Genomic DNA, 18,416 nt, shown 5'->3' with positions numbered 1-18,416 from the left:
AATGCTGTCAGTACAAATAAGCTTATCATTCCCTCTCCCATTTAAAATAATTTTCCTCCTTCGATAAGTGTAATACCTTATTTAATTGTTTTATATTTGTATCATTAATCCAATTTAATATTATGAAGGCATACAGTTACTATGTATTATTTTTGTTAGTCGTGTTTTGTGGGTGTTCTCGCCCCACAGAATTGACATCGCCGGATGGCAATATAAAATTAGTATTCAATCTCAATGAAGCGGGAGAGATGACCTACGGAGTTTCTGTAGGAGGGAATCCATTCATCACCCCCTCCGTTATGGGCTTTGAAGGCCGTGACGGGGTAAATCTTTCCAAAGGTTTTCTGATAGAAAGTACCGAGTACACCACAAAGGATGAAACTTGGACCCAACCTTGGGGAGAAAATAAATCAATCCGGAACCATTATAACGAAATGGCCGTGCGTTTGAAAGACCAGGCAAATACACAGCTGACCCTCCGTTTCCGCGTGTTCGATGACGGCCTGGGCTTCCGCTATGAATATCAAGTACCCCAAGTGGACAGTGTGTTCGTAATGGATGAGCTCACTTCATTTAATTTGGCACAAGACGGCAAGTCATGGTCTATTCCCGCCAGTTTTGAAACCTACGAATTGCTGTATCGCACCCTGCCCGTCAGCAAGGTGGATAATGCCAATACCCCGATGACTTTCAAAACAGATAACGGGGTATATGCCAGTATCCACGAAGCAGCTTTGACCGATTTCCCCGAAATGACTTTGAAGCATACCGAAGGTTGTCACTTCAAATCGGAACTGGCTTCCTGGCCCGATGGGGTGAAAGCCCGTTTTGCCGGAGGGACTTTCGTGACTCCGTGGCGCAGTATTCAGATAGCTCCCAAAGCGGTAGGTCTGATAAACTCCGGCCTGATACTGAATCTGAATGAGCCTTGTGTGCTGGAGGGGGATTTGAGCTGGATACGTCCTATGAAATACGTAGGTATCTGGTGGGGAATGCATCTGGGAGTCGAAACGTGGACGATGGATGAACGCCACGGCGCCACCACCGCTAATGCCAAACGTTATATAGACTTTGCTGCTGCCAATAACATAGAAGCGGTAATGTTCGAGGGATGGAATGAAGGCTGGGAAAGTTGGGGCGGTATGCAGACTTTTGACTATACCAAACCCTACGCCGATTTTGATATGGCAGAGGTGGCACGTTATGCCAAGGAGAAAGGGATTGAAATAATCGGTCACCACGAAACAGGTGGCAATATCTTTAATTACGAACGCCAGTTGGACAATGCTTACAAATGGTATGCCGACTTGGGAGTGCACAGCGTGAAGACCGGTTATGCCGGAGGACTGCCGGGCGGTCATAGCCATCATGGACAGTTCAATGTACGCCATTACCGCAAGGTGGTGCAGACTGCCGCCGGTTATCATACAACCGTTAATGCCCACGAACCTATCAAAGATACAGGAATTCGTCGTACTTACCCCAATATGATGACACGGGAAGGCGCCCGCGGTATGGAGTGGAACGGATGGAGTGAAGGTAATCCTCCAGAGCATCACGAGTTATTGCCGTTTACCCGCTTGCTGGGCGGTCCGATGGATTATACGCCGGGTACTTTTGATATTCTTTATGAAAAGACACGCAATTCTCCCCGTCGCAAGAAATGGAATGACTTGGATAAAGGAAACAGCCGTGTGAATACCACCTTGGCAAAGCAGATTGCCAATTGGGTAATCATTTATTCTCCATTGCAAATGGCATCGGATATGATTGAGAATTATGAAGGGCATCCTGCTTTCCAGTTTTTCCGGGATTTTGATGCGGACTGTGACTGGTCTGAAGCCTTGCAGGGCGAACCGGGAGAGTTTGTAGCCGTAGTACGGAAAGCGAAAGACAATTATTTCTTAGGAGCTACGACCAATGAGGAAGCACGTACGCTGACCATTCCTCTGGATTTCCTTGAGAAAGATAAAAAATACCATGCGGTGATTTATGCTGATGGAGAAGATGCCGACTGGAAAACAAATCCTACTTCTTATCAGATTAAGGACAGAGAGGTGACAGCAGCCGATACCTTGTCTGTAGTCATGGCAAAAGGTGGTGGACAAGCGGTAAGCTTTATTCCTGTAACTGACTGATTTACCAAATGCTTCGTCCTATTGCATTAATAGATTCCGAAAGGTAACTTCATCCCCTCTCAGAAGGAGATGAAGTTATCTTCGGTTATAGCCGAATTCAACAACCTTAAAACTTAGATATAAATGAAAACAACCGAAACCCCAACTCCGTCCAGACGCCGTAGTCCTATTTTCTGGGTTCCCACCGCTTATTTTGGTATGGGGCTCCCTTTTGTTGTCCTCAATATGGTAGCCGTACTGATGTACAAAGGTCTGGGAGTCAGTGATGCGAAAATAGCCTTCTGGACTTCCCTTATCATGCTTCCTTGGACACTGAAACCCCTTTGGAGTCCGTTGCTGGAGATGTACCGTACCAAGAAATTCTTTGTTGTCCTCACTCAGATGGTGTCGGGAGTTACTTTCGGGTTGATCGCTTTGTCGCTTCATCTTCCGTCTTTCTTTGCGGTCACTATTGCCTTGTTCGCCATTGTCGCTTTTAGCGGAGCAACGCACGATGTGGCCTGTGACGGAGTATATATGGACGAGTTGAATGCGCAGGAACAAGCTAAATATATAGGTTGGCAGGGAGCTTTTTATAATGTGGCGAAGATTATCGGTACAGGCTTGCTGGTCTATCTGGCCGGTTTTCTGAAAGATGAATACGAAGGGCCTGCAGAAGATGCGGTACTTTATTCCTGGACGGTCATTATGATTATCCTCGGAGTAGTGATGTTCGCCTTGGGAATTTATCATACCCGTATGTTACCTTCGGGCAAGCACGCCCATTCGGTCACCTCTTTTTCGCAGAGTATGACCGAGTTATGGAATGTCATCCGGAACTTCTTTACGAAAAAGCATATTGTTTACTATATTTGCTTTATTATTTTATATCGTTTTGCCGAAGGGTTTGTGATGAAAATTGTACCTTTGTTCCTGAAAGCCGGTCGTGATGTGGGTGGCTTGGGATTGACAGAACAGGAGATTGGTATTTATTATGGAACCTTCGGAGCGGCAGCTTTCGTACTCGGTTCATTGCTGGGTGGATATTATATTTCCGCACGTGGATTGAAAAAGACTTTGTTCTCCTTGTGTTGTGTGTTCAATCTGCCTTTTATGGCTTACACGCTGCTTGCCATTTTCCAACCGCAGAGTGCGCCCCTTATCGGAGGGGCCATTGTGCTGGAGTATTTCGGATATGGTTTCGGCTTTGTGGGGCTTACCTTGTTCATGATGCAGCAAGTGGCTGCCGGTCCTCATCAGATGGCGCATTATGCTTTTGCATCGGGTATCATGAATCTGGGTGTCATGTTGCCCGGTATGATGTCCGGATATGTCAGCGACTGGTTGGGCTATAAACTGTTTTTCATCTTTGTGCTGGTGGCTACCATTCCGGCCTTTCTGATGACCTGGTTTGTACCCTTCACACACGAAGACAAGAAATAGAGAAAAACTATTAACCTAACAAAAAAGAGAATATGAGTGAATTGAAGATTGCGGGCAATCCGTTGCCCGGTATGCCGTGGGAGGAGCGTCCCGAAGGTTGTAAAAATGTAATGTGGAGATGTAGTGCGAATCCTATCATTCCCCGTGATTTGCTGCCTACATCCAATAGTATATTCAATAGTGCGGTAGTACCTTTCGGCGAAGGGTATGCCGGAGTGTTCCGTTGTGATGATACAAACCGCCGGATGGCGCTTCATGTGGGATTCAGCAAGGATGCCGTTCATTGGGACATCAATCCGGAGAAGTTGCAGTTCCAGTGTGATATCCCCGAGATAGGTGAATGGGTGTATGGTTATGACCCGCGTGTCTGCTTTATCGATGACCGTTACTATGTGACTTGGTGTAACGGATATAAGGGCCAGCCCACCATCGGCGTGGCATGGACTACGGATTTCAAGACGTTCCACCAGGTGGAGAATGCTTTCCTGCCTTTCAACCGTAATGGCGTGCTGTTCCCTCGCAAGATTAATGGTAATTTTGCCATGTTGAGCCGTCCCAGTGACAACGGGCATACTCCTTTCGGAGATATTTATTATAGCGAGTCGCCCGACTTGGAGTTTTGGGGACGCCATCGGCATGTCATGTCGCCTGCGCCTTTTGAACAGAGTGCATGGCAGTGCTTGAAAATAGGTGCCGGTCCTATTCCTATCGAAACCAGTGAAGGCTGGTTGTTGTTCTACCACGGTGTGCTTCGTTCCTGCAATGGTTATGTCTATGCCTTTGGATCGGCATTGCTTGATTTGGACGAGCCTTGGAAGGTGAAGTTCCGTTCGGGACCTTATCTCCTCTCTCCGCGTGAACCTTACGAATGTATGGGTGATGTGCCCAATGTATGCTTCCCTTGTGCGGCTTTGCATGATCCGGCAACGGGACGGGTAGCCGTTTATTATGGTTGTGCCGATACGGTGACCGGTCTGGCATTCGGTTATATTCCTGAAATTATAGAATTTACCAAGCGTACTTCTATTATTTAAGCACAGTTTGTACTGTTCTCATTAGAAAACAGAGGATGTGTCCTGTGGCTGTCACTTCGGCCCGGACACATCCTTTTTGTTTTTTCCCGGAAAAGGGACCTGTCTGGTTATAAAGCGGTTCTTAAGTGCCATCTTCTCTTTGGCTAAGTGTTTTCTTCCGGATGATTAAGGGCTTTTATACTGAAACCTTCTACAGTCCATTGTAATGGACTGTACGGTCTGCCGTAATGGACTGTACGGTCTGCTACAGTGGACTGTACGGTCTGCACTGGAAGACTATAGAAGATAATAGGAATAAAGACCTTAGTTGTATGGATAAAAAGGCTTATGTTTACTGTTGAACGTCTTCGTCGCAGAGGATGCGGAGTGTATTGCCGAAGTCGCGGAACAGTTCTTCTGTGACGGTTTGGGTGGCGGATTCCACCAAACGATCCGCATGGTATGATGTATCATAAATGTTCGTTTTATAAGTAAATAAATCTGTTTCTTCGAGTTTGTTTAAGTGGAACTCGGTGGAGATTTATTTTTTATAAAGCGAACAGCATCAGGCCATCAAAGTAGAAAACCAGCATAAACATACACGAGTACGTGTTGCGGCATACGAAATTCATTCAGCCAGTCATCGGGTAGGAAGCAACTGAATACTATATCATCGAAATTATGTAGTCTGTCTTCAAGCATTAGAGCGTTTCGAGTAATTCGATAAGACGTTCGGTGTGCGCTACTGATATATTTCTTTGTTGCTCGATAAGTTCCGGTGTGGTACGGTTGCCGTAACTTACGCCGCAGGTATAAACACTGCCGCTATACTCCATGTGTGTCAGTCGGCAGGTTGCTTTGTAGCAAGCTAAAAATTCGTCTATGGTGTAGCCCATCGCCCCCTTGTGGCTATACAATGCTTCGGGTGCTCCCGTTGTGAAAGAGAGAACGAGTTTCTTGCCTTTGAGTTTGTCTCCGGTACTTCCGTGCGAGAATCCGTGACGGAAAGTCTCTTCCATCCAGCGTTCCAATATGGAGGGTGCGGAGTACCAGAAAAGGGGGAACTGCAATACGATGATGTCTGCCCGGAGCAATTTCTGCTGTTCGGCTTCCACGTCGATTTTGAAATCGGGATAGAGTTCATCCAGCTTTACGATTTCGGCTTCCGGCAGCCGTTCGTTCAGGGTTTCGAGAATCGTTTTATTGGCTACAGATGCGGCAAGGTTTGTATGGCCGCTGATAATCAATACATTTTTCATATTCATTCTTTTTATTGTTATTTGTTTTATGCACCTACACCACCGTCCACTTTATAGTCGGCTCCGGTTACGAAGCTGGCTTCGTCGCTCGTCAGGAAAGCGACGACGGCGGCAACCTCTTCGGGCTGTCCCATTCTACCGAGAGGCACGCTCTTCGTTACCATATCCTTGTGGGCTTTCGCGGCCTCGTCCGAAAGCTCGGTCTTGCCGTAAATAGGGGTTTCGATGGGCCCCACGCCGAGTGAATTGACACGCACGCCGTCTTTTGCCAACTCTTTCGCCCATGCACGTGTCATGGTATAGACGGCAGCTTTCGAGGCGGCATAGTTCGCCATCGTCGCGATAGGATTGGTTGTCATAGTTGTCGTGACATTCAGGATATTGCCTTTTGCTGCCTTTATCATCGGCAGGAAGGCTTGTGTCAGCATGACAACGGCACGCACGTTGATGGCGAATACCTTGTCGTATTCGTCGATTTTCATCGTTGCAAACGGGGTGACGGGTGCCCATCCGGCATTATTGACAAGAATGTCGAGACGACCGTACCGTTCTCCGACAGTACGGATGATAGTGCGTATCCCGTCTTCCGATTCGAGGTCGATGGCAAGATAGGAGATTTTATCACTGTAAGCAGCCGTTTCGACAAGTGTCGTTTCCGTGCGGCCTACAATCAATACGTTAGCACCTTCATCGGCCAGACGTTGGGCAATAGCTCTTCCGATGCCCGTCCCGGCTCCGGTTACAAGAGCGACTTTGTTGTTCAATGACTTATACATGGGTTATTATTTGTTATTAGGGTTAAATTGTTTGTCGTAATTCAGAAGGAATTTTACGAGTTCGGGATTACGGTGCGACCAGCGGAAGTCGGCAGGTTTGTCGAGCGGACGGATACTTTCCATATCTTCCGGTGTAAGTGTGAAATCGAATACATCCAGATTTTGTTTCATTCGCTCGATATGCGTGCTTTTCGGGATGGCGATGATGCCGCGTTGCACCAAGTAACGCAGGGCGACTTGCTGTACCGTTTTATTGTATCGTTCGGCCAAAGCCGTCAGTATGGGATTGGTCAGAAGGTCGGGATCGCCTTGTGCCAGTGGGGCCCAAGCCATGATACGTGTATCATAGGGCTTCATTTCAGCTTCAGCATCCCACTGCTGACTGAATACATTGGTTTTTAGTTGGTTTACGGCAGGTTTTATTTCGGCACATTCGGCCATATCCACGAAGCGGTCGGGATAGAAATTCGATAGCCCAATGGCACGGACTTTTCCGGCCTTTACCGCTTTCTCCATCGCCCGCCATGTTCCCGGATAGTCGCTAAACGGCTGATGGATAAGCAGCAGGTCGATGTAATCGGTGCGCAACTTACGGAGCGATTCGTCGATGCTGTGGGTTGCCTTTTCCTCTCCGGCATTGGTAATCCACACTTTGGTCGTGAGAAAAAGTTCATCACGGGACACGCCGCATCTGGCGACGGCATTACCCACGCCCTCTTCGTTATAATACGCCTGCGCCGTGTCTATCAACCGATAACCCGCGCCGATGGCATCGAGTACGCAACGCTCGCACTCTTCGGGCGATACTTGAAATACACCATATCCTAATACCGGCATTTCGATGCCGTTGTTCAATTTTACAGTCTGCATATGATTCTGTTTTAAGGGGTAATATTCTATTTGTTTTTTGAAATCATTCATGGATTTTGTGCAACCCGATACCTTTTACCGTAAGTAAATCCATGTCATCGTAGATAGGACTTTTCCCTGTCTCCAGCAGGGCGATGGCATCCATTTCCTCTTTGGACAGCGTAAAATCGAGAATATTGAAGTTCTCGATCATCCGTTCCTTATGTACGGATTTCGGGATAACCACGATGTTACGCTGGTTCAGCCAACGAAGAATAATAGCTCCGACCCCCTTATCGTGTTGCTCTGCTATCGCTTTCAATGTAGGATGATTGAATATGTCATTCTGCCCTTCAGCAAAAGGCGCCCATGCTTCGTGCTGGATGCCTTCCTGCTGTAAGAAAGCATTGGCAGCCTGCTGCTGGAAAAACGGATGCGTTTCAAGCTGGTTTACGACGGGTTTTATTTCGTTATGCAAGAAAAGGTCTTGCAGGCGTTCATTAGAGAAACTCGTAACCCCGATAGCCCGGATGCGTCCCTCTTTATAGAGCCGCTCCATCGCCCGCCATGCGGCATAGTAATTCCCGTACGGTTTGTGCATCAAATAGAGGTCAAGATAGTCCAACCCGAGCTTTTTCATCGAGAGGTCGAAAGCCCGCAGGGCATCGTCGTACTCGTAGTCCTGCACCCACAATTTGGTGGTTATGAAGAATTCCTCCCGTTTGATACCGCTTTGCCGGATGGCATTTCCCAACTGTTCCTCGTTGAAATAAGCAGCGGCCGTATCGAATTTCCGATAACCGATCTCGATAGCATCATTTACGGCTCGTTCCGTTTCGTTTTCAGGAATCTGAAAGACACCGAACCCGATAGCAGGCATCATTACTCCATTGTTTAATCTTACATTTTTCATATCCTTTATGGTTTTTAATTCTGATGCAAAGTTACAGGGTACCTATCATTTTATTGTTTCATTATTCGGGGAAGAATTTTCACTATTCGTGGTTTTTCGTTATTTTTGCAGGAAATGAAAGAGAAATGACACATACAGACTTCGACGGGATTATTTTTGCTGATACATTGCAGGAATTTAATGCTTTACGATATGCAGGAAGAGTAATCCATATTCTTTGCAGCGGAGGAAATATGGGTTTCACGTTTCAGGATACCCGTTATAACATCGCGGCCGGGGATTATGTAATTCTGCCCAACGCCACACTCGTATCGGAATTTTCGGACTCCGAAGACTTTCAAGGTATCCTGATGAACCTTTCGGATGCGTTCGTTTCCTCGATTGCTATTCGCAGCAATTACGGCATTATTGGGTATCTATCACTCTTGCAGAATCCGGTCATGAAACTTTCCTCTCATGATTTTCAAGTATGCGAGCAGGCAATGCGCTGTATCCGGCAACGTCTGAAAGATAAAGAGCATCTGTTTTGGGAAGAATTGATGGGAAGCCTGCTTACGGCGCACATCCTCGACCTTTATGATATTCATGCACGCAGTCAGAATACCATGCAGGTATCGGAGCGTATTACGGTCTTACTGCGAAATTTCATAGAACTGTTATATAACGGCGAATATATCCGAAATCGAGATCTCGATTTTTATGCATCCCGGCTTTGCATAACACCTCATTATCTGTCGGAGATATGTAAAAAGGTAAGCGGCAAACCTGCCACTTATTGGATTGACCGTTTTACTCTTCAAGAGATTACCCGCTTGCTGCGACAAAAAGAGTTGTCTTTAACTACGATTGCCGAACGAATGAATTTCTCCTCTGTTTCTTATTTCAGTCGGTATGTGCAAAAGAGGATGAAGACAACACCGTCAGAGTATAGGAAAGATATATCTGTCCGCTAAACAACAAGATATTTGTTCAAGATACAAATAAGAACAACCGTTTTATACGGCTGTTTTTTACTTAAATTTTTATTCCTCTGTATACGACCAGATCGTGTTATTGCAGTGGTTCTTTTCCACTTTGAGGAACAACTCGAAGTCGGTGATGAATGCCGGAGTAAGCTCTTTCAGCGCAATATCGCTGGCCTTGTACCGCTTTTCGACGAACTCCGCGAGGTGTTTGTAAACGACGCAGTATTTCCAATAGCTGCGCAGACTTTTGAGTTTACCGACCTGCGTCTCGTGGTTCATGCCCAAACCTAAATAGGCATTGCGAACTTTCTCGGCGGTAACATAGTTGTCGCCCGGTTTCAGTTGGCTTTTCGATGGCTTCGGTTTGGCTTCGATATCGCAGTTCGATTCTCTCTAAATCCCTTGTTTACAACCTTCTTGCTCCAATCCGCTCCCATTCTCGAATTTTCTCTTTATCTTTGTCAGAAAAATAAAGCAGTCCATGAAACGACCCAACGTACTTAATTTAACCTGCCCTGCCATCCCCGTAGTTCGGATCGGTTTTGTCGGATTAGGAAACAGGGGCATTCTTGCACTCGAGAGATATATGCACCTGGAAGGCATTGAGGTGAAAGCGCTTTGTGATTTGCGGAAGGAAAACATAGAGCGTGCAGAGCGGATTTTGCAGGAGTCCGGCCGCCCCAAGGCTGAGAACTATTCGGAAGAGGGGATGTGGCGCAGGATGTGCGAATGTAAAGAGATAGATCTTGTTTATATTTGTACAGACTGGCTGACTCATACCGAGATTGCGGTTTATGCTTTGCAGCAGGGACGCCATGTCGCTTTGGAGGTTCCTGCCGCCATGAGTGTGGCCGATTGCTGGCGTTTGGTGGATACAGCCGAAGAAACCCGCCGTCATTGCATGATGCTGGAGAACTGTTGTTACGATGCGTTTGCCTTGACTACATTGAACATGGTGCAGCAGGGGGTGTTGGGAGAGATCACTCATGCCGAGGGGGCATACATACATGACTTGCGCAAGCATTATTTTGCAGATGAAAAGGCGGGTGGGTATCACAATCACTGGATAAAGCTTTACAGTCAGCAGCATACGGGGAATCCTTATCCTACTCACGGTTTGGGTCCTGTCTGCCAATGGATGAATATTCATCGGGGAGACCGTATGGAATATCTGGTTTCCATGTCCTCGCGTCAGGCCGGTCTTTCTGCTTATGCCGGACAGGCGTTTGGCGCATCCTCCGAAGAAGCGGCACAGAATTATGAGATGGGGGATGTGAATACCACGCTGATTCATACCGCAAAAGGAAGAACTATCTTGTTGCAATATGATGTGACCACTCCTCGCCCGTACAGCCGCCATCAGACGGTGTGCGGCACGAAGGGATTCATGCAGAAATATCCCGTTCCCTGTCTTATGCTGGATAAATACGGAAAAGAGCCTTTGTCCGGCGAGCAGTTTGAGCGGATGATGGAGCAGTATAAACATCCTTTTACAGCTGTTATCGGAGAAGAGGCCCGGCGGAAGAATATGCCGAATGAAATGAATTATATCATGGACTATCGGCTTATTCATTGTTTGAGGAACGGTTTGCCGTTGGATCAGGATGTGTATGATGCCGCCGAATGGTCCTGCATTACGGAACTGAGCGAGCGTTCCGTGCGGCAGGGCAGTGTTCCGGTGGAGATTCCCGATTTCACACGAGGGGACTGGAAAAAGAGATAGTGCTGTAGGTTCTTTAGCACAGGGGGATAAACCGAATGGTTCTCACCTGAAGATGAAAAGAACGCTGATATTTTAATCTCCAGATGAAAATATAGGCTTGTTTATTGAACTCCCATTGATGTTATCGTTTCTTGTCTTGTGGTGTTTCCACTATTATTTTTCCTTCTTTCATGGTGAACTGTGCGATTTTCAAATCATTCAGCGCATCCAGTACGGTATTCATCGGGAGTTGGCGGTTGATATGGAAATAGATGCGTTCGTCCAGCAACGGACGTGAACGGAATACGATGCTGATGTTATACCATGAACCTATTTCTTGCATGACTTGCCTCAAGTCGGTATTGTCAAAAGAAAATTTATTCTCCGCCCATCCTTTTCTCTTCTCCGTATCGACTCTTTTCAATTGGAGTTTTCCTTGTTTATCCAAGGATATTTGTTCCCCCGGGTGCATTTCCCGGCTTTGACGGCGCTTGGTATGACTTACATTCACTCGTCCTTGATAGAGGATGACATCCGGCGAGTAACGGGGATAGGCTTTCACATCGAACACCGTTCCCAATACTCGTGTTTGTAGTTGCTCGGTGCAGACTATAAAGGGGCGGGAAGCGTCTTTGGCTACTTCAAAACGGGCTTCTCCGCTTAGTTTGACACTGCGAATGGTATCTGTAAACTCTTTCTGATACTCCAGACGGCTGTTTGCGCTGAGCAATACCTTGCTTCCGTCGCTTAATTGAACGGAGGTAATGGTAGCGGGCGGGGTGTTTACAATTATCCTTTTCCCTTCTTTCCGAAAAGTAATTTCCTCAGGAACTTCCAGTGAAGTGAAGACTTCCACTTCCTGCTGCTCAGGTTGCAGTAAAGGCTGGAATACAAGTGCCAAGGCGATGACAGCGGCGGCTATACCTAGTATCATTATCCGGCGGATAGATTGGTGTCTGATACGGTGACGACGGATGAATGTCTGCCAGGCTTTCCGGGTTTCGTCCGCGGTGGGAGTATCCCCCAATGCTTCACCGAAGAGCTGTTCCAATTGATGGTCATTCCAAGTCCCGTTTTCTTGGGAGCTTTGGTTATGGGTATCCTTTCCGCTGTCCGGATGGATGTGGTCATTTGTTGAAAACTCCTTTTTCATTGTTTCTCCTCCTTTCCCAGCATCGCTTCGCGTAGAGTCCGCAATGCTTTTGATATATGTTTTTTCACGGTGTCGGGGCTGATTCCCAGTTCTTCGGCTACCTGTTGATATGTTTTTTTCTCCCAATAGCAGCTTCGCAAGATGGTGCAAGTCGGTTCGGGCAAACTGTGGGCTATGTTTTCCGCTTGCTGCAACAGTGCCTCGTGTGCACGATAACCTTGATTCATTTCCGCACGGGTGGCTTCGGTGAGGCGGTCGATGTGTTGCTGTTCCACATTCAAATGCTTCAAACGGTTGAGACACCCGTTACGCACGGCGGCATAGAGCCAAGCGCTACGGGTGTTTTCCTTCAGTTGGTCGAACTCCTTCCAGGCTTGTTCCATGGTTTCGCTTACTATGTCCTTGGCTTCTTCCGTATTGTCCATCAAGGTGGTGGCAAAACGGACGAGGCGTGGGTACATCTCTGAGAACAGTCGTTCGAAGTGCTCTTCTTTATGGTTTCTTCTCCTGAATAAAATCTGCATGTTTCTTTGTCTTCCGTGAACAAAGGTACGGAAATTTCCTTTTCTCCGCTGGGGTTACAGACGATTCTTTTCACTTTGTCCGGCTCCGGTTCCTTTATATTTGCTCTTGGTGGCATTGAATTTATAGGATACTTGGAGGCCAAAGCGTTGGAAGTCGCGGTAAATCCGATTTTCCATATAAGCGTTTATGCCGTATAAATTGAAATGATAGTAACCGGTATGAAGAATGTCATTGGCGGTAAGTGCTATGTTTAATGTTTCATTTAAAAATGATTTGGATAAGCGTGCACTGATTTGTCCTTCCGTGCGCGTTACAAAAAATCCTTGCCGGGAAGCGGTGGAGAGATATCCTTCTATATTGAAGAACCAGCCTTTGGGAAGGTTGAAGTTGTTGTCCAGACTGATATAGAAACGGGGTTGGTTCCGGCGTTCGGTGATTCCTATTTTATTCGCATTCATATCCAAAAAAGCCATATTCACATTGAGTTGCGGTTCCCAATACCCTAGCTTGGGAGAGGCGTTGAGACTAATGCCGTAATTATGGGTTGTAGGAATGGTCTGTGTGGCAAATAAGAGGACGCCCGGATGTGTATCTTCCTTGTATGGCATAATTATATTGGTATACATATTGAGAATACGGCTGAAATAGGCTGAGAAATAGAGCCAATTCCAAGAGGTACTGGCCGAAAAACGGTGCGTCTTTTGTGTTTTCAGCAAAGGGTTTCCTTGAGAATACTCATATTTGCTGCGATAGCGGATGGAATTGGTCAATAAACTATAGTCGGGATTATTTTTCCTTAACCGGTAAGAGAGGCTGAAACTTTTGCCATTGTGTGACCAACTGGCGGCCAATACAGGAATAATATCATTATAGGTAGGGCTTTGTGCATCTATCCTTATTCCTTTTTCATAATAATCTGTTTGTTGATGTTCATAACGTATTCCCATATTCAGTTTCCAATGGCGGATGGATTTTGAATAGTCAGCAAATGTGGCATATACGGATTGTTTGATGTGGTCGTCGGCATCGGCAGAGAAACCGTTTTGGGTAAAGATATCATGGCGGTTGGTAAAAGTTTCTTCCGTACCGAATGAAAAACGTCCGTTCCATAAAGGGGCACTGACTACCAGCTTGGCGGCATAGAGGGAGCTGCGCATACGACTGTCTGCTTGCACGGTTGCATCGTCATTATTCATGGCGTTCTGGTCGGAATGCGAGCGTTTGAATAGATAATCGGCGTTGAAGTCAATATTCCATTTGCCCAGTTCTCCTGCGTAGTAGGCGTTTGCCGCGTGATCCCAACCTGTATGTGTTTGTTCTGCTGTAGTAAAGTTTATCCGGTCGGTTTCTTCATCGTTACGTCTGGTGACGGTTCTACCGGATGAATTTCTGTCTGCATTCCCTATTCCGGTTTCGGGCATATAGCGCAGACCGAAAGAATGGTGTTCATCCGGTTCATAATTGAATCCCAGCTCACCGGAAAAACGTTGGCTCTTATGGGTTTGCACATCATTTTTGTTGGTTTGCCAAATGGCGGAACCCTTGATGCGGTTCATATTTGTGGTTTTTCCATACGAGTTTTGTTGTGCCAGATAGCCTTTTACAAAGAGATCCAGACCGCCGGTGCGATAATTTAATGCCATATATTCGTTGGCGTTGGCAGAATGTCCTTGTGAATAAGTCGTATTGAAATGGCCGCTCAACCCTTGTCCGCGCCGGCGGATGGTGTGGAGGCGGATGACGGCTGCTACGTCCGAGGCATATTCGGCTCCGGGAGTGGTGATGACTTCCGCGGATAAGATTTCGTTGGCTCGGATACGCTCCAGTTCTGTAATGTCGCGTACCTTCTTATTATTTATATAGATTACAGGAGAACCACATCCCATTACATTGTATTCGCCGTTACGGCCGGTGACGAAAGGAAGATGGGGCAACATTTCTGCGGCAGACCCCATTCGGGCCAGGGAAGTTCCTGCCACGTTGGCTTTTAGTCCGTTGGGACCCACTTCTATCATGGGGCGTCGGGCGCTGATGGTGACTTCCTGCATCAGTTGGGTGTCGGGAAGCAGGTGAAACGTAGGAGTAGGGTGGTAAGGTTGCACTTCTGTCTTATAGCCTATGTAAGAAACCCGTATCAAGTAAGGTCTCCCTTCTTCCGCTATCATCAGGAAACTTCCGTCTTCACGGGTGACACATCCGTTTACAAAGGTGGAATCGCCGGGGGTCAATAAGAGTACATTGGAGTAGGGCAGCGGTTCATTCTTTTCATTGGTTACTTGTCCTCGTATTTCGGTGGTGGGTACATTCTTTCCCTTTTTCTGTATGACGAAGTATTCTTCCCGTTCTTTGCAAATGAAAGGAGTGCCGTTCAGGACAGTGCCGATGGCTTCAAGTTCAGTTTTTTGCCGGATGGAGGCTGTAACCCGGTAACTTTCAGTTTCGTTATAGGAGAAGATAATATTCTTTCCACCTTCCTTTTCGATTAGTTTAAGGGCAGCGGGAAGTGGTTTGTCCTTTAATTCTATAGAGAATTGCCGGGGTGTTTGTGAATGAAGCGGAAGGATGATGCTGAATAATATGGTCATGATCCACGCTGTTTTCAAATAGCCGTCTGGTCTCATTTTACTAGTGTTTAATTGTTCTTTATGAGTAATACAACCGAGGTTTGTAATCGGGTACGGTAAAATAAGGAAAAAGATTCGATGGGTTGTCGGAATGGATTCCCGTGGTTGGTTCATGCAAAGGGAACGGATATAACTTTATGAAGAATTTATGAAGGATTGGAATAAGAATGATTCATTGTAATAGTTTGATATTCAGTGTATTGGTTGTGTATGAAGGATTTGAAGGGAAAAAAGGTGGAAAATGTATCTTGAAAGGAGATGATTAGGCCAGCTACTTGTGTTACACTTGTTGCATAGGAAATTGTAGATGGCGGTAGCTATGAAGAACAGAGAGAATAGAATAGGGTGGCTGAGAACCAAATCCAGCCACCCTGTTTCTATCGTTTAAATTCTTGTCTTATTCTATTTCAATCTGATGTTTTACCGGAGTCAGGATGAAAGTAAATTCATAATCACCGTAAGGCAACATATATTGAGGCAACGGCAGAGCTCCCCAGCTGTTTACACAACCTAATCCCATCTGAGCCTTGTCGATAATCAGGTTGGTCAGGTCTGCTTTCTGTACTTCGGGCGAGTGACGCTGGTCTTTTTGTTCGCCATCATCCAGTGAACAGATGGTATAATGCAAGGCAGATGCGGAGAATGGAGCATCACCTACCACCTTCAGGCCGTTACCACCGGCATTCAGTTGCTTCCACCAACGGATATCGGTCTTGGTTCCTGTTTCCTGCGGACGGATATAGGAATAGAATTGTTCATTCACACTCTGGCGATAAATACCCAAGTCTGTGCTGTGGTTGCGGTCACTGTAGTTTTCTACCGGACCACGACCATAATATTCTACGGTTTCAAAACACTTAGGCATCTGCATTTGCATACCGAAGCGGAACATCGGAGATACTGTGGCATTCTTGTCGGCTGTCATCTTTTGGGTCACTTTGATGGCTCCTTCGTTGTTGATGACATAAGTCAGATATAATTTGGCGGAAACATTCTTCATGTCATATTCCGCATTCACTACTATCTGGTCATTTTCTGTTTTGGAATTCAAGGAAACCAGTTTCAATCCCGGGTTCTTCCATGCTGCATATTTGTTTTGCAGGCCGGCTCCCATATCATTGTCTGTCGGGGCACGCCAGAAGTTAGGGGTCAGGGCTGCGCCTTCTTTCAGCATTTCCGTTCCGTCCACTGCATATTTGCTTAAGTAACCGTTCTGTTTGTTGAACTCGGCTACGAAGTTATTGCCTTTTACGATCAGATAATGATATTGGTTGTCGATGATTTGCGGAACAACGGTGGCTACATTGGTTGTTTCCACGTTCTTCAAATCCATAGACGGTGCTTTGTAATCATTCAGTGTCAACTGATTCTTGGCGACGGTGAAACCTGCAGGCAGCAAACCTTCGCGGTTTTTCAGTTTGTAGGAAACGTTCAGCAACCATTCCTTGCAGGTACAGGTCTTGCCGATATTCAACGTAATTTTGGCTGTTTCCTGAGGAGCGATTTTTAAATCATCCACGCGTCCGGTGCGGATTATTTTTCCATCTTTCAGTACTTGCCATTCCATATAGTAGGCGGATAGGTCACGGAAGAAGTTCTCATTGAACACATTTACTTCCCCTTTGCTTAAATCGGCGGGAGTAGTCCAAATGTTCTGATAGAAATAGCCTACTTCATACATGTGCGGATTAGGAACGCGGTCGGGGCTGATCAAACCATTGTCACAGAAGTTGTTGTCAGAAGCGTCAAAGCGGTTGAAGTCTCCACCGTAAGCGTAAATCATCACACCGTCTTTTCCTTTCCAACGGCAGGACTGGTCAACGAAGTCCCAGATAAATCCACCTTGCAGGTTCGGATATTTGCGAATCAAATCCCAGTATTCTTTGAAACCACCTTGCGAGTTACCCATTGCATGGGCATATTCACACTGAATCAATGGTTTGGTAGCATCGGTACGTTGACCGTATTTTTCCATTCCTTCGTAGCCATAATACATCGGACAGAAGATGTCGGTATGGTCTTTCTGGCGTGCTTGTTCATATTGGCAGGCACGGCTGGGGTCTTCTGCTTTAATCCATTGATAGCATTGTTCGAAGTTGGGGCCGTCGCCGGCTTCATTACCCAATGACCAGAAGATGATGCTTGGGTGGTTGAATCCGCGCTGTACATTGCGCTGGTTACGTTCCAGATGGGCTTTCTTATAAGAGGGGTTCTTGGCCAGAGTCTTTTCGCCGTAGCCCATGCCGTGAGATTCTATATTGGCTTCGGCTACGACATAGATACCGTATTGGTCACATAAATCGTACCATAAGTTGTCATCCGGGTAGTGGCAGGTACGTACAGCGTTCAGGTTGAATTGCTTCATTATCTGGATATCCTGTAGCATACGTTCGGGAGATACTACATAGCCTCCGTCCGGATCCATTTCGTGGCGGTCGGCCCCCTTGAACAGGACTGCTTTACCGTTAACTAAGATCTGGTCACCTTTCAATTCAATCTTGCGGAAACCTACTTTGACGGGAATTACTTCATTGCTGCCCTGCATACTGGCACGCAACGTATATAAATAAGGTGTTTCGGCACTCCACTTTTTGGGGTTTTCTACGTTCATCGTTACCAGACCGGATTTGTTGGCGGTAGCGGTTGCCACTTGCTTGCCCTGTGCATCCACCAGTTCCAAATCGACTTTGCCACTGCCTTTCAAATCCAGATTGATAGCCAGGCTACCGTTTTGATAAGCTGCGTCCAAATCGGGAGTTACACGGATATCTTGAATGCGTTTTTTGTTGCGGGCATATAGATAGCAGTCACGTCCCACACCACTGTAGCGGAAGAAATCCTGGTCTTCCAGGTAACTACCGTCGCACCAGCGGAATACTTGGAAAGCGATCAGATTCTTCTGACCCGGTTTTAAATACGGAGTCAGGTCAAATTCGGCTTCCAGTTTGCTGTCCTCGCTGTAGCCTACATAACGTCCGTTTACCCACAAATACATGTTAGACCTTAATTCCGCAACACTATTATAAATTAAACTTTTTAAGTACCTGAGCAACAAAAAGTTGCTCAGGATTTTGCCA

12 protein-coding genes and 2 pseudogenes are annotated in these 18,416 nt (G+C 46.4%); 5 read left to right on the top strand and 9 right to left on the bottom strand.

Annotated elements, in window-relative coordinates; all coding sequences use genetic code 11:
* Nucleotides 1-122: 122 nt before the first annotated feature.
* The 3 genes from AB5935_RS05400 to AB5935_RS05390 all read left to right on the top strand — a co-directional run bounded on the left by AB5935_RS05400 (nt 123) and on the right by AB5935_RS05390 (nt 4,594).
* Entirely contained in the window at nt 123-2,138 is a 2,016-nt protein-coding gene (locus AB5935_RS05400) for a glycoside hydrolase family 97 protein (protein WP_007832894.1), read from the top strand.
* 123 nt (nt 2,139-2,261) lie between these two features.
* Complete coding sequence (locus AB5935_RS05395; RefSeq protein WP_007841087.1) at nt 2,262-3,560, top strand: MFS transporter; 1,299 nt, start codon at nt 2,262-2,264, stop codon at nt 3,558-3,560.
* 32 nt (nt 3,561-3,592) lie between these two features.
* Nucleotides 3,593-4,594 (top strand): glycoside hydrolase family 130 protein, encoded by a 1,002-nt coding sequence (locus AB5935_RS05390; RefSeq protein ID WP_007832896.1) that lies wholly within the window; start codon nt 3,593-3,595, stop codon nt 4,592-4,594.
* A gap of 680 nt (nt 4,595-5,274) precedes the next feature.
* Here the strand turns inward: AB5935_RS05390 and AB5935_RS05385 are convergent.
* Genes AB5935_RS05385 through AB5935_RS05370 form a run of 4 tightly spaced genes read right to left on the bottom strand, consistent with a single transcriptional unit; the run spans nt 5,275 to nt 8,370 of the window.
* On the bottom strand, nt 5,275-5,832 hold the full coding sequence (locus AB5935_RS05385; RefSeq protein WP_008654555.1) for an NAD(P)H-dependent oxidoreductase: 558 nt from the start codon (nt 5,830-5,832) through the stop codon (nt 5,275-5,277).
* 26 nt (nt 5,833-5,858) lie between these two features.
* Complete coding sequence (locus AB5935_RS05380) at nt 5,859-6,608, bottom strand: SDR family NAD(P)-dependent oxidoreductase (protein WP_007841077.1); 750 nt, start codon at nt 6,606-6,608, stop codon at nt 5,859-5,861.
* A 6-nt stretch (nt 6,609-6,614) separates the two neighbouring features.
* Nucleotides 6,615-7,478 carry an aldo/keto reductase gene (locus AB5935_RS05375; RefSeq protein WP_007848826.1) on the bottom strand — a complete coding sequence of 288 codons (864 nt, stop codon included), beginning with the start codon at nt 7,476-7,478 and terminating at the stop codon, nt 6,615-6,617.
* A 43-nt stretch (nt 7,479-7,521) separates the two neighbouring features.
* Nucleotides 7,522-8,370, bottom strand: a complete 849-nt coding sequence (locus AB5935_RS05370) for an aldo/keto reductase (protein WP_038611692.1) — start codon at nt 8,368-8,370, stop codon at nt 7,522-7,524.
* A 23-nt stretch (nt 8,371-8,393) separates the two neighbouring features.
* On the opposite strand from AB5935_RS05370, the gene AB5935_RS05365 reads away from it, so the two are divergent.
* The gene (locus tag AB5935_RS05365) at nt 8,394-9,323 is read left to right on the top strand and encodes a helix-turn-helix domain-containing protein (RefSeq protein ID WP_007832909.1); all 930 of its coding nucleotides are present in this window, start codon (nt 8,394-8,396) and stop codon (nt 9,321-9,323) included.
* A gap of 81 nt (nt 9,324-9,404) precedes the next feature.
* Here the strand turns inward: AB5935_RS05365 and AB5935_RS05360 are convergent.
* Nucleotides 9,405-9,680 (bottom strand): annotated as a pseudogene (locus AB5935_RS05360) (phage integrase SAM-like domain-containing protein); the annotation flags it as partial.
* 136 nt (nt 9,681-9,816) lie between these two features.
* Here AB5935_RS05360 and AB5935_RS05355 point away from each other — a divergent pair.
* A complete protein-coding gene (locus AB5935_RS05355) occupies nt 9,817-11,058 on the top strand; it encodes a Gfo/Idh/MocA family protein (protein ID WP_007841074.1) in 1,242 nt (413 codons plus the stop codon).
* Nucleotides 11,059-11,179: 121 nt separating this feature from the next.
* On the opposite strand, the gene AB5935_RS05350 is transcribed toward AB5935_RS05355, so the two are convergent.
* The 4 genes and pseudogenes from AB5935_RS05350 to AB5935_RS05335 all read right to left on the bottom strand — a co-directional run.
* Nucleotides 11,180-12,190 carry a FecR family protein gene (locus tag AB5935_RS05350; protein WP_007841072.1) on the bottom strand — a complete coding sequence of 337 codons (1,011 nt, stop codon included), beginning with the start codon at nt 12,188-12,190 and terminating at the stop codon, nt 11,180-11,182.
* The gene (locus AB5935_RS05345; protein ID WP_038611686.1) at nt 12,187-12,714 is read right to left on the bottom strand and encodes an RNA polymerase sigma-70 factor; all 528 of its coding nucleotides are present in this window, start codon (nt 12,712-12,714) and stop codon (nt 12,187-12,189) included. The genes AB5935_RS05350 and AB5935_RS05345 overlap by 4 nt, the downstream gene beginning before the upstream one ends.
* Nucleotides 12,715-12,768: 54 nt before the next feature.
* Nucleotides 12,769-15,336, bottom strand: coding sequence for an outer membrane beta-barrel family protein (locus AB5935_RS05340; RefSeq protein ID WP_038611682.1), 2,568 nt, complete (start codon nt 15,334-15,336; stop codon nt 12,769-12,771).
* A gap of 400 nt (nt 15,337-15,736) precedes the next feature.
* Nucleotides 15,737-18,340, bottom strand: a pseudogene (locus AB5935_RS05335) (glycoside hydrolase family 2 TIM barrel-domain containing protein); the annotation flags it as partial.
* Nucleotides 18,341-18,416 lie beyond the last annotated feature (76 nt).

Origin of the sequence: Phocaeicola sp. RTP21198st1_B8_RTP21198_201120 (assembly GCF_040929485.1) — a bacterium.
Taxonomy (GTDB): Bacteria; Bacteroidota; Bacteroidia; order Bacteroidales; family Bacteroidaceae; genus Phocaeicola; species Phocaeicola dorei.
This window is presented reverse-complemented; position numbering and strand designations above follow the sequence as displayed.